The sequence below is a fragment of the Mesorhizobium sp. M4B.F.Ca.ET.089.01.1.1 genome (assembly GCF_004022605.1).
Lineage (GTDB): Bacteria > Pseudomonadota > Alphaproteobacteria > Rhizobiales > Rhizobiaceae > Mesorhizobium > Mesorhizobium abyssinicae.
Genome location: NZ_RZOS01000158.1, coordinates 1 through 11,995, shown reverse-complemented (window position 1 = coordinate 11,995; position 11,995 = coordinate 1). Strand labels below are relative to the sequence as shown.

The window sequence follows — 11,995 nt, the reverse complement described above, 5'->3', positions numbered from 1 at the left end:
CGACGTCGACGCCGTCGAGGGTGAAATCGTCGACATCGATGCGGATATGGGCATTCTCGAATGGCCCGATGCCGTCGAAGCGGCCTTTTCGCGCCAGCAGCCCGTCGATGGCGACGCGGGCAAAGGCGCGCGCGCGCGTCATCAGGTCCGCATCGTCCTTCGATCCGGCAATCGCCTTGTCGAGGCCGGCAATGATCGACTTCACCGCGTCCTGCTGGGTGTCGAACAGGAAGTCGGGCTCGGCGATGTCGTTGGGCGCCTCGCCGTCGCTGTCGATCAGCTGGAAGAGGTACGAGGCGAGGCTGAAGGCGGAGATGTAGGCCGAGGCCGACAGAAGCTTCTTGAAGGTCGCCGCCTCGTCGCCCTCGAGCGGCGCGCGGGCGTTTTTGGCCTGCAGGCTTTCCAGGTCGGAGCCCTCGGCGAAGACATCGGAAATGGCGAGCGCGATCGCCAGGCCGCGGCGTGCGCGGAACAGAAGCGTGTGCTGCGGAATGGTCAGCAACTGGTCGTCGGGATGGACGGCGGCGACCGTCTTCGACAGCTCGACCTCGCGCGTGCGGCGCACCGAGCCGACCGAGACGGTCGAGACGAAGCGGCGATTGGTGCCGGCTAGCGCCGTGCCGGATTCGCGCGCCGGATCCTCCAGCACGACAATGCGGGTGATGAAACTCTGCGCCGTGGCGCGGTGCTTTTCGATCGCGGCTTCCGAAATCGTGGTCAGGCCGGTGTCCATGAAGGGTGCTCCGTGGTGTGACGGTCAGACGTCTGAGATGACCTGTCCGTTGGACAGGATGTGGACCTTGTAGCCGGAAAAGATCTTCTGCGCCTCGCCGGCGGCGTAGAGCGCCTGATAGGCCTCGTGCGGGATCAGCGCATGGTTCTCGTAGCTCGACACGCCCTGGCGCGCGGCCTCCAGATCGTCGGTGTTGATGAAGAATTCCTGCGTCGTCTTCTCGCTCGAAAACAGGCCCTTGCGGCCGGGCTTCTCGGATTTGGAAAAGACCTCCTGGATGGTCCAGGTGAGCAGCCAGGCGTTTTCCGGTTTTCGCACCTTGGCCAGAACCTCGGTCACTGTCGAATTGTTGTCGGTGATGCCCGCCGAATAGAACGGGCCGAGCACGACGCGGCGGAGCTGCTTTGGGTGCAGCGGCTCGAAATCCTTGTCGAGATTGACCGCGATCGTTGCCGGGGACAGCGTGTAGGCGGAATTCTTCTCGGTGAAATCGTCGAAGCGGTGGGCAAGCTCGGGGTTGAGCAGGCCGTCGACCGGCAGCGGAATGTCGACCCTCTCATTGAGCTTGCCGTTGCTGTCGACGAGCTGGCGCACCATGCTTTCGGAAGAGTCCTCGACCGTCACCATATAGATCAGCGGCAGGTTGGCGCTGCCGTCGAAGCAGGCCCAGTGCACCAGGTAATAGGGTCGAAGGGTCTTCGGATTGACCGAGACTTTCGCCGTCTGCGCCAGCGTGAACGGGCCGAAGGTCTGCTCGCTTCTGACGTCCTCCAGATAGAGCCGCTCGGCCATCGACTTCTGCAGCGCCTCGGGAAACTCCTTGTGGCGCAGGATGAAGTCGGCCATTTCCTCGCGCAGCTCGCCGGCCTGTGGGATGTTGGCCAGCCGGCTCTCCGCCTGGCGACGGTCGTTCTCCAGTTCGAGCAGGTTCTGGAACACCGGATAGCCGCTGTCGGCGCGCGAGATGCGGAACGTCTCCATGAAGCCGAGGCGGTTGCGCCAGCAGGAAAACGACTTGTCCAGCCGCGCAATGTATTCGGCGACGATCTTGGCGACGATGCCGTGCCGGTAGAGCGGCGAGCGATCGTCGCGCATGAACACTTCCAGCCCGCTCAGCGCCGCCGTGATGGCGGAAAAATAGCGCGCCGCCGCTTCATTTTCGGGGGTCATGGGACTGCCTTGGAGACGAACGCCAGCCGCCAATCACTGCTGCACGTAGTTGGCGGAATTGTGCTTCTTCATCACCTCGTCGAAGCGGCGGGCGAAGGCATCGTCGGCCAGCTTCTTGCGGCGCTGGATGTCGGCCGAGGCCACCATGTTCTTCTCGTGCATTTCGAGCAGGTCGCCAATGTGCTTCTGCGAGGCGGCGCCGATGCCGGCCATGGTCTCCTCCGCCGTGTTGTCGACCTGGCTGCCCAGCGTGTTGATCTTGTGAGCGACATCCTGCTGCGCGGCGGTCTTCAGCGAATCCTCCAGCGCCTTGTACAGGACGATGCGCTGCTCGGTGTCGATGGTCAGCTTGTTGATCAGCGTCGACTGCGCGGCGATCTGGTTGTTGAGCGAATCGACGAAGGTCTGGAACATCGAGGTGTAGCGCTCGAGCGTCTGGCTCTCGGCCAGCAATTCCTGCTCCTTGGCCTGCTTCTCGTTGTATTCCGTGGCCATTTTCGAGCGCTCGCCCTCGAGCTGCGTGCGCTCCTTCTGGCTGGTCGAGGCGGCGATCTTGTTTTCGATGTCGAGCAGCATCGGATTGAGCTCCTCGATGCGCTTCTGCACCGCTTCGAGGTTGGACATCGTCGTCTTGCGGCGCTCGATGACCTGCGACAGGCTGCTTTCCGAGGTCTTGTAGCGCTGGTCGAGCACTTCCTTCTGCGCTTTCAAGATGCCGACGATGGTGTCGGACTTGGCCAGCAGCTCCTGCAGGTTGCCGGCCAGCGACATGTTGCGCACGCGATCGGTGCGCATGCGCTGCTTGCGCTGCGCCGAGAAGACGCCGACGAAGTTTTCCCAGCCGGTGTAGTTCTTCATGCTCTCGAATTCGGCGCCGAAGACGTTGGTGGCGTCTTCGAGGCCGATGATCAGGTCGGCGATGTTGCCTTCCATGATCTTCTGCTGCTTCAGCACATCCTCGATGCGGGCGTTCTCGATGTCGAAATTGGCGTCGCCGATCTTCTTGTCGGCCTGGGCGAGCGTGTCGAGCACGGTGCCGGACTGCTCGATCTTCGAGCGCATGTCCTGGACGACCTGCTTGGTCTTGGCAATTTCGGCATCGAAATTCTGCAATGTCGCCATAGGGGCCTCCCGCATCGGCATCGGTTTCGTGTCGGCGCGAATATATGTGGAGCATCCGGGGATTGAAAGACGCAAGACAAGAGGTGCTGCGAAAACAAAAGGTTTCGTTTCTCCCTTGAAAGACAAACGAACCATGCGCATGGCCTGACTAGCCGTCCGCCGGCGCATTTCTTTTGCAATTCGACTGTCGCGCCGCCGGGCCGCGGGCGATGCATTTCGCTTCCCGCCGGCGCATCGTCTGGATATTCGGCAAACAATTGCCGGTGAACCGGCGCCTGCCGGGCAAATCGCAGCCGCGGCAGCTCAGGGCTTGGGGTCGGCCTTGAGATAGGCAATGACATTGGCGATGTCGGCGTCGTTCGTCAGTCCGCTGAAGGCCATTTTGTTGCCGGGGACCTTCAGCTTGGGCGCGCGCAGGTACAAGGACAGGTTCGCCTCGTCCCAGACCAGGCCGGCGGCGCCGGCGTCCTTCATGGCCTGCGAATAGTTGAAATTCTGGGCCTTGCCGGCGGTGCGGCCGACGACGCCCAGAAGGTGCGGTCCGACCTTGTCGTGATCGGTCGTCGCCTCATGGCAGGCCATGCACCGGTTGAAGACCTTCTTGCCAAGGGCCGCGTCGCCATCGGCATGGGCGGCAGCGATGGGGGCGAGCAGAAGGATAGCGGCGGACGAAATGGCTCGAAGCATGGCGGGACTCCTGGCTGAGGGCACCTGGATAGGGCCCATGCCTTAACAAACGCCGCACATGATGGCGGGATTGCGGAAGGAGCGCTCATCCGGGCGGCGCGCCTCGCGATGGCGCAAATGGCGACCCGCTTCCGGTCAGGCCTTGGTGAAGCCGATGAAATCGTCAGGCGCGGCGCGACCCATCTCCTCTTCCCAGTGGCGGCGGCAAAGCGAGACATAGACGTCCTTGCCGATCGCCACCTGCTCGCCCTGCCTCGCCACCTTGCCGTCGGGTCCCAGCCGCACGACCATCGTCGCCTTGCGACCGCAGCGGCAGATGGTGCGCACCTCGCGCAGATCGTCGGCAATCGCCAGCAGGGCGCGCGAGCCGGAAAACAGCTTGCCCTGGAAATCGGTGCGCAGGCCGTAGCACATGACCGGTATGTTCAGCCGGTCGGCGATCCGCGCCAGTTGCCAGACCTGGTCCTCCTCGAGGAACTGCGCCTCGTCGACGAAAATGCAATGCACCGTGGTGTGCTCGTGGTGCTCGGCGACCCGGGCGTAGAGGTCATCGCCGTCGCGGAACATCTCGGCCTCTGCCTCGAGGCCAATGCGCGACGAGATCTGCCCGCTGTCGCCCTTGCGGTAATGGCCGGCGACGAACAGCATCGTGGTCATGCCGCGCTCACGATAGTTGTAGGACGCCTGCAGCAGCATCGTCGTCTTGCCGGCATTCATCGTCGCGTAGTTGAAGTAAAGCTTGGCCATGCCGCCCTTGAGGTGTGTCGAGTTTCAGGTGATGCCGGCCTGCAAACGGCGGCTTCCTGCGCTTCCGGTGCTCACGGACCCTGACCTGAATCTCGGCACACCTTATGCCGAGTTGCGGCGAGGCGGGGAGGGGGCGTCGGCGCATTCCCCTGAAAAAGCTGCCGGCCATCAAAAAAGCGGCAGCCGTGTCGCTGATCGGCCAGTGCGCGCCGTTGATCGTGATTGTCTTAGTGCTTGAAACCGCTCCAGAATGGTGTTTGGCTGACGAAACAAGGCGGGGACACAAACCGTAACTTCGCCGCGCCAAAAAGAATCGCAATGGGAGAATATCTATGTCGCGCATGAATTCCTTCGTCGCCGGGCTCGGCCTGGCGGCTTTCCTGTCCACCAGCGCTGCTTTCGCCGGCGACCCCGAAAGCTGCAAGGCGGTGCGCCTCTCCGATGTCGGCTGGACCGACATCCAGGCCACGACCGGCGTCGCCTCGGTGCTGCTCACCGCGCTCGGCTACGAGCCGCAGGTGATCCAGCTGTCGGTCCCGGTCACCATGGCCTCGCTGAAGAACAAGGACCTCGACGTCTTCCTAGGCAACTGGATGCCGTCGATGACCAACGACATCAAGGACTACACCGCCGACGGCTCGGTCGAGACGATCAGCACCAACCTGACCGGTGCCGGCTACGGCATCGTCGTGCCGACCTATGTGGCGGACGCCGGCGTCAAGACGCTGACCGACCTCGGCAAGTTCAAGGACAAGTTCAACGGCAAGATCTATGGCATCGAGGCCGGCAATGACGGCAACCGCATCATCCTCGACATGATCAAGAACCCGAAGGACAATCTCGAAGGCTTCGAATTGGTCGAATCCTCGGAGGCCGGCATGCTGACGCAGGCCGAGCAGTCGATGAAGAGCAATGAGTGGATCGCCTTCCTCGGCTGGACGCCGCATCCGGTGATGGGCGCCATGAAGATCACCTATCTCGACGGTATGGGCGACAGCGGCTTCGGCGCCGCCACCGTCTTCACCAACGTGCGCAAGGGCTACACCACCGAATGCCCGAATGCCGGCAAGTTCATCGCCAACCTGAAGTTCAACCTGGACATGGAAGGCGAGATGATGGACGCCATCCTCAAGGGCGGCGATGCCAACACGGTCGCGACCGACTGGCTGAAGAAGCATCCGGACGCCGTCGCGCCCTGGATCGCCGGCGTCACCACCTTCGACGGCGGCGATGCCGCCGCGGCAGTCAAGACCGCGCTCGGAGGCTGAGCCGACCATGAATCCGGCATGACCGGAGCAAGGGCAGCCACCATGGAAAAGGCTGCCCTTTTTCATATCCTGTGACAAGATGACTGTCCGGCAAGGACGGCGCAGCCAGAGAGGGGCAAGATGGATCCGATTTCGAAATTCCTGGTCGCCTACAAGATCCCCATAGGACCGTGGGGGAAGGCCTTCTTCGGCTTTCTCACCGACAATTTCGACACCATCTTCAGGGCCTTCTCCAACGGCCTCAATTTCCTGCTCGACGGTCTGGTCGACATCTTGCTGGTGGTGCCTCCGGTGCTGCTGGCACTGGTCATCGCCGTCATCGCCTGGTTCCTGCAGCGCTCGCGGCCGCTGGCCATCGCCGTCTTCATCGGCCTCATCTTCATCATCAACCAGAACCTGTGGAAGCAGACGGTGCAGACGCTGGTGCTGGTGGTTGCGGCCGCCGCCATGGCGATGGCCATCGGCGTGCCGCTCGGCATCTGGGCGGCGCACAAGCCGAAGGTCTATCGCATCATGCTGCCGGTGCTGGACCTGATGCAGACGCTGCCGACCTTCGTTTACCTGATCCCGGTGCTGACCCTGTTCGGCCTCGGCAATGCGCCTGGCCTCATCGTCACAATCATCTTCGTCATCCCGACCGCGGTGCGGCTCACCCATCTCGGCGTCGTCTCGGTGCCAAAGGCGATCATCGAGGCCGGCGAGGCGTTCGGCGCCACCAAGAGCCAGCTTCTGTGGAAGGTCGAGCTGCCCTCGGCGCTGCCCACCATCATGGCGGGACTGACGCAGTCGATCATGCTGTCGCTGTCGATGGTGGTGTTCGCCGCGCTGATCGGCGCCGGCGGCCTCGGCACGGAAATCAACCGCGCGCTCGGCTCGCGCCGCATCGATCTCGGGCTTGAAGCCGGCCTCGCCATCGTCGTGCTGGCCATCGTGCTCGACCGGATGACGCGTATCGGCGTTGGAGGCAAGAAATGACCGTCGCCGTTGATTTCAAGGATGTCGATATCGTCTTCGGCGCCGATCAGGCCGGTTCGTTGGCGTTGATCGACAGCGGCGCGAGCCGCGCGGAGATCCTCGAGAAGACCGGCAACGTGCTGGGCTGCGCAGGCGCCAGCCTGACCGTGCACGAGGGCGAGATTTCCGTGCTGATGGGCCTGTCGGGCTCCGGCAAGTCGACCCTGCTCAGAGCCGTCAACCGGCTCAACGTGGTCTCGCGCGGCCAGGTCCTGGTCAAGGACGGCGACCGCACGGTCGATGTCGTCACCTGCGACGAGGCGACGCTCAGGCGCCTGCGCCAGAAGCAAGTGGCGATGGTGTTCCAGCAATTCGGTCTCTTGCCCTGGCGCACGGTGGAAGAGAATGTCGGCTTCGGCCTCGAGCTTGCCGGCGTGCCGGAAGCCGAACGCAAGGCGCGCGTGAAGAAGCAGCTCGAGCTCGTCCATCTCGACCAGTGGTCGAAGAAATACGCGCATGAGCTCTCCGGCGGCATGCAGCAGCGCGTCGGCCTGGCGCGGGCCTTCGCCACCGAGGCGCCGATCCTGTTGATGGACGAGCCGTTCTCGGCGCTCGATCCGCTGATCCGCACCAAGCTGCAGGACGAGTTGCTGCAGCTGCAGGCGGAGCTGAAGAAGACCATCATCTTCGTCAGCCACGACCTCGAGGAGGCGCTGAAGATCGGCAGCCACATCACCATCATGGAAGGCGGGCGCATCGTGCAGACCGGCGCGCCGGAAGACATCGTGCTCAGGCCTGCCAACGACTATGTCCGCGACTTCATCGCCAACGTGAATCCGCTGTCGGTGCTGACCGCCTGGAACGTCATGCGCGACCGCCGCGACCTCGACCACGGCGAGGACGGCTGGGTGTGGCTCGACCGGCGCAAGACGACGCGCTTCAAGATCGACGATCACGGGCTGGTGTCGGCCGCCGAGCGCGACGGCAAGCCTGCGGTGTGGGTCTCCTGTGCCGATGTCGAGCGGCAGCCGGAGGAGACGTCGCAGGTCTTCTGGGCGACACCTGGCACGTCGCTGAAGACGGTGATGCTGGCCATGCACCGCTCGCAAACGGCGCCGGTGGCGCTGTTCGACGAGCAGTCGCGCTTCGTCGGCGCGATCGGCATCCGCGACGTGCTGAGCGCCGTGCTGCGGCGATAGCCGCGGGTACGAGATTGCAGGCGCGACCCAAGGTGCGAGGCCGCACCTTGGTACGGCTGGCAGGCACCGCCACCGTGCCCTAGTATGATCCCTGCGGCGGCGGATCGCGCCGCGGACGGGAGGTGCAGGGATGATTTTCCGACAGCTCTTCGATTCCGTATCGGGGACCTACTCCTACCTGCTGGCCAGTCGCCGGGGCGGCGAGGCGCTGATCATCGATCCGGTGCTGGAGAAGGTCGAGCGCTATCTGCAGCTCGTCAACGAGCTCGACCTCAAGCTGGTCAAGGCGGTGGACACGCATCTGCATGCCGACCACATCACCGGCCTCGGCGCGCTGCGCGACCGGACGCATTGCGTCACGGTGATGGGCGAGCAGACCAAGGCCGACGTGGTGTCGATGCGGCTCGCCGACGGCGACAAGCTGGCCATCGAGGGGCTGGCGCTCGATGTCATCTACACGCCCGGGCATACCGACGATTCCTACAGCTTCATCCTGCCGGACCGGGTGTTCACCGGTGACACGCTGCTCATCCGCGGCACCGGCCGCACCGACTTCCAGAACGGCGATCCGCGCCAGCAGTACGAATCGATCTTCGGCCGCCTGCTCAAGCTTCCCGACGAGACGCTGATCTTCCCGGCGCATGACTACAAGGGCGAGACGGTCTCGACCATCGCAGAGGAGAAAGCCTTCAACCCGCGCCTGCAGGTGAAGTCGGTGGACGAGTATGTCGAGATCATGAACAACCTCAAGCTCGCCAACCCGAAGATGATGGACGTCGCCGTGCCGGCCAACATGAAGGTCGGGCTGCATCAGGACGAGATCGCCGGGCGCGGCTGGTCTGTCACGGCGGACGAGGCGCTGGCGATTGTCGGCAGGCCGGACGTGGCTTTGATCGATCTGCGCGAGAGCGCCGAGCGGGAGCGGCATGGCGTCATCCCGGGCGCCATCCATCTGCCCTATCCCAGGCTGCAGGAGAACATCGCCGCCGGCGGCATGCTCAATGAGTTGGCTCGATCGACCAGCAAGCAGCTTTTGTTCTACTGCGCCTTCGGCGAACGCTCGGCGATGGCGGTGCAGGCGGCACAGGACGTCGGCATCGCCAACGCCCGCCATATCCAGGGCGGCATCGACGCGTGGCGGAAGGCGGGCGGGCCGCTTTTGCGGTAGGCCGTGGCGGCGCCGCGCGGGCCGGATTTCAGAATATCAATTCAGGCCGATGCGCCTGGCGCCGTGCCGGAACATGGCTTCGGCGTCCCGGTCGAAACGGAAGGTGGCGATGAAGTCGTCGGCACGATAGTCCGGCAGGGTCTTGCGGATGGCGGCGGCGAAAGTGCGCGCCTCGTCCTGCCGACCGGCCAGCGCCAGGCAATGCGCGGCGATCGCCAGGATGATGATGTGGGCGTTGGGGCGGGCCGCCGCCTTCAGCGCCCATTCCGAGGCCTCGGCGAACTCTCCAAGGCGGGCATGGGCCATGGCGCGGGCGCCCATCATGCCGAACAGCAGCGGGTCGAAGGGGCTGAGATGGCGCGAATGATCGGACGAGCCGATCGCTGAGCGCGGATCACCCGACTGGGAGTGCACAAAGGACAGCGCGTAGTGGCCGAGCGCGAAATTCGGGCTGAGATCAACGGCCCGTTCCAGCTCGAGCAGCGAGCCGTCGCGCTCGCCGCGCAGCCACAGCGCCCGGCCCATGGCCCAATGCGCCGCCGGATTGTGTTCGTCGACCAGAAGACTTTGTCCGGCGGTTTCGAAGGCAAGCGCAGCTTCGTGGTCGCGGTCGCCCCAGCGCTGGAAGGCGTTCTGCCAGTGGGTGAAGGAGAGGCCGGCATAGGCGCGGGCGAAGGTCGGGTCCTGCTTCAGCGCCATGTCGAAGAACTGGTGGGCCAGCTCGTTTTCGGTCCGGGTGAAGCGGTACATGTGCCAGAGGCCGCGATGGTAGGCCTCCCAGGCGTTGAGCGAATTGGGCGCCTTCAGCATCGCGCGGTTGCGCTCGACAGTGGTGACCTCCGCCGCGATGGAGGACACGATGCTGTTGCCGATATCGTCCAGCACGACAAAGATATCGTCCGGCCGGTGCTCGAACGTCTCGGCCCAGACAATGCGTGCGGTCCGCACTTCGACCAGTTCGACGGCGACGATGACCCTGCCCGACAGGCTGCGGACGGAGCCGGTCGCGACGTAGTCGACATTCAGCCTGCGCCCGGCATCCTCGGGCGAGATGTCCTTCTCCGCCAGCGCGAAAACCGAGCCGCGGGCGATGACGAAGAAATCCCTGAGCTTGGCCAGGCGGGTGATGATGTCATGGGTCAAGCCGTCGGCCAGCCCACCACGAAAATCCGCGGTGCCGGCGCGCTCGACGAACGGCATGACTGCGAGCGAGGCGCGGCGTGTCGCCGATGTCTCGGGCTCGGCCGGAGCGACCGGTGCCTGGGGCACTGCAAACGCCGGCACGGATCGCACGGGTGGCGTCGCGCTGGACTGACGGGATCTTATTTCTTGCCATGCCTCGCGCAGGGGGGCGAAATCCAGCTCCTCCGACTCGAATAGCCGCGCGGCGGCAGCCAGATGCTCCTCGCACGCGCCGATCTGGCCACGCCGCGCATTGTTTTCCAGCAGCGCAAGATGCGCGCGGCTGTCGAAAGGGGCGAGTTCCAGCCATTTGTCGATATAGGCGCCTGCCTCGTCGGATTCGGCCGGAAGCAGCCCGATCAGGTGCTCCAGTATGGCGACATGGCATGACCTGAAACGACGGCGCTGCGCCGTCAGCCAGCTGTTGAAATGCGGGCTGCGGTCGAGTTCCAGCCCGTCGAGGAAATCGCCGGTGAAAAGGTGGGAAAGCGTCCTCAGCCGCTCGAGGCCGAGGCTCTCGATGCCTTCGGCGACCGCGGCAGCGGCTTCCACGGCATCGATGCCAAGTCCGGCAAGACGAAGCGCGACGGTGTCGCCTTCGGTCTCGATCCGGCGCCGGCCCGGCTCGTCGAGCGCGCCGCGCAGCTTGCTGAGGCACCAGCGTAGCTCGCCGCGCGGATCGTTCGGCACATCCCACAAGAGCTCGCACAGGCGGCTGCGTCCGACCGGGTGCGGCGCAAGCGCCAGATAGGCAAGCAATGCACGCAGCTTGCGCGACGCCGGCAGCGCCACTGACATGTCGTCGCGCGAAATAGCCAGCTGTCCGAGCAGCCGCACGGAAAGGCCGGCGGCAGTGCTTTCCAGGCTCGCTCGGGCGGATTCCACGTGCGTTTCCACGCTCGCTCCCACGCTGACCAGTTGCTCCATGTTCTATCACCAAACCCGACAAGGCGCACCGGCAGCGGACATTCCGGCCGGATGCAGCCGTTGCCGAAATGAAGGCACGTCGAGCAACCTAACGCGGCAAGGTCTCGAAACCTCGCCGCCAAGCCCTCCGGTTTGTAACCGGATCGTGAGGACCAAGAGGAGACCAGACATGTTGCAGCAGTTGAAGATCAGAACCACGGCCGGGCGCGGCCGGTTGTTCGACAGCATTCTCGACACGGTCGGCGATACGCCGGTCATCCGCATCAACAATCTCGGCCCGGGCCATGCGACGATCTATGCGAAGGCCGAATTCTTCAATCCGGCCGCATCGGTCAAGGACCGGCTGGCGCTCAACATCATCGAGGAAGGCGAGCGCAGCGGCGCGCTGAAGCCGGGCCAGACCGTGGTCGAGGCGACCAGCGGCAACACCGGCATCGGGCTCGCCATGGTCTGCGCGCAAAAGGGCTACCCGCTGGTGGTGACGATGGCCGACAGCTTTTCCGTCGAACGCCGCAAGCTGATGCGCATGCTGGGCGCCAAGGTGGTGCTGACGCCGCGTGCCCAGAAGGGCTTTGGCATGTACAAGAAGGCGGCCGAGCTGGCCGAGGCCAATGGCTGGTTCCTCGCCCGCCAGTTCGAGACCGAAGCCAACGCCGCCATCCACGAGGCGACCACGGCGCGCGAGATCATCAACGACTTTGCAGGCTCGCGGCTCGACTATCTGGTGACCGGCTACGGCACCGGCGGCACGGTGACCGGCGTCGGCCGGGTGCTCCGCCGGGAGCGGCCGGAGGTCAAGATAGTGCTCGCCGAGCCTGCCAACGCCCAGCTGGTCGGC

General features: G+C 64.5%; 10 protein-coding genes and 1 pseudogene. 5 read left to right on the top strand and 6 right to left on the bottom strand.

Going from position 1 to position 11,995, the window contains the following annotated elements; translation table 11 throughout:
* From EN780_RS16625 to EN780_RS16605, 5 genes and pseudogenes are all read right to left on the bottom strand, one after another.
* Window positions 1–733: pseudogene (locus tag EN780_RS16625) on the bottom strand (AAA family ATPase); the annotation flags it as partial.
* 24 nt (window positions 734–757) lie between these two features.
* Window positions 758–1,903 carry a hypothetical protein gene (locus EN780_RS16620; protein WP_128274736.1) on the bottom strand — a complete coding sequence of 382 codons (1,146 nt, stop codon included), beginning with the start codon at window positions 1,901–1,903 and terminating at the stop codon, window positions 758–760.
* A 33-nt stretch (window positions 1,904–1,936) separates the two neighbouring features.
* Window positions 1,937–3,025, bottom strand: a complete 1,089-nt coding sequence (locus EN780_RS16615; protein WP_127286365.1) for a hypothetical protein — start codon at window positions 3,023–3,025, stop codon at window positions 1,937–1,939.
* A 303-nt stretch (window positions 3,026–3,328) separates the two neighbouring features.
* Window positions 3,329–3,712, bottom strand: a complete 384-nt coding sequence (locus EN780_RS16610; protein WP_127286366.1) for a cytochrome c family protein — start codon at window positions 3,710–3,712, stop codon at window positions 3,329–3,331.
* Between the two features lie 135 nt (window positions 3,713–3,847).
* On the bottom strand, window positions 3,848–4,459 hold the full coding sequence (locus EN780_RS16605; protein ID WP_127286367.1) for a thymidine kinase: 612 nt from the start codon (window positions 4,457–4,459) through the stop codon (window positions 3,848–3,850).
* Between the two features lie 332 nt (window positions 4,460–4,791).
* On the opposite strand from EN780_RS16605, the gene EN780_RS16595 reads away from it, so the two are divergent.
* The 4 genes from EN780_RS16595 (at window position 4,792) to EN780_RS16580 (ending at window position 9,048) form a co-directional block, all read left to right on the top strand.
* Entirely contained in the window at window positions 4,792–5,727 is a 936-nt protein-coding gene (locus EN780_RS16595; protein WP_127286369.1) for a choline ABC transporter substrate-binding protein, read from the top strand.
* Between the two features lie 120 nt (window positions 5,728–5,847).
* A complete protein-coding gene (gene choW / locus EN780_RS16590) occupies window positions 5,848–6,702 on the top strand; it encodes a choline ABC transporter permease subunit (RefSeq protein WP_127392669.1) in 855 nt (284 codons plus the stop codon).
* Window positions 6,699–7,880: a choline ABC transporter ATP-binding protein gene (gene choV / locus EN780_RS16585; protein ID WP_127286315.1), complete on the top strand. Its 1,182-nt coding sequence runs from the start codon at window positions 6,699–6,701 to the stop codon at window positions 7,878–7,880. Before choW ends, choV begins: the two co-directional genes overlap by 4 nt.
* A 130-nt stretch (window positions 7,881–8,010) precedes the next feature.
* On the top strand, window positions 8,011–9,048 hold the full coding sequence (locus tag EN780_RS16580; RefSeq protein WP_127286314.1) for an MBL fold metallo-hydrolase: 1,038 nt from the start codon (window positions 8,011–8,013) through the stop codon (window positions 9,046–9,048).
* Between the two features lie 36 nt (window positions 9,049–9,084).
* On the opposite strand, the gene EN780_RS16575 is transcribed toward EN780_RS16580, so the two are convergent.
* Entirely contained in the window at window positions 9,085–11,157 is a 2,073-nt protein-coding gene (locus EN780_RS16575) for a transcriptional regulator (RefSeq protein ID WP_245493353.1), read from the bottom strand.
* Between the two features lie 169 nt (window positions 11,158–11,326).
* Here EN780_RS16575 and EN780_RS16570 point away from each other — a divergent pair.
* A partial coding sequence (locus EN780_RS16570; protein WP_128274735.1) for a pyridoxal-phosphate dependent enzyme occupies window positions 11,327–11,995 on the top strand: 669 nt, incomplete at its 3' end.

Excerpts from the sequence above, each read along its gene's own strand:
- EN780_RS16620 (WP_128274736.1), bottom strand. The coding sequence starts at position 1,903 with ATGACCCCCGAAAATGAAGCGGCGGCGCGCTATTTTTCCGCCATCACG.
- EN780_RS16615 (WP_127286365.1), bottom strand. The coding sequence starts at position 3,025 with ATGGCGACATTGCAGAATTTCGATGCCGAAATTGCCAAGACCAAGCAG.
- EN780_RS16610 (WP_127286366.1), bottom strand. The coding sequence starts at position 3,712 with ATGCTTCGAGCCATTTCGTCCGCCGCTATCCTTCTGCTCGCCCCCATC.
- EN780_RS16605 (WP_127286367.1), bottom strand. The coding sequence starts at position 4,459 with ATGGCCAAGCTTTACTTCAACTACGCGACGATGAATGCCGGCAAGACG.
- EN780_RS16595 (WP_127286369.1), top strand. The coding sequence starts at position 4,792 with ATGTCGCGCATGAATTCCTTCGTCGCCGGGCTCGGCCTGGCGGCTTTC.
- choW (WP_127392669.1), top strand. The coding sequence starts at position 5,848 with ATGGATCCGATTTCGAAATTCCTGGTCGCCTACAAGATCCCCATAGGA.
- choV (WP_127286315.1), top strand. The coding sequence starts at position 6,699 with ATGACCGTCGCCGTTGATTTCAAGGATGTCGATATCGTCTTCGGCGCC.
- EN780_RS16580 (WP_127286314.1), top strand. The coding sequence starts at position 8,011 with ATGATTTTCCGACAGCTCTTCGATTCCGTATCGGGGACCTACTCCTAC.
- EN780_RS16575 (WP_245493353.1), bottom strand. The coding sequence starts at position 11,157 with ATGGAGCAACTGGTCAGCGTGGGAGCGAGCGTGGAAACGCACGTGGAA.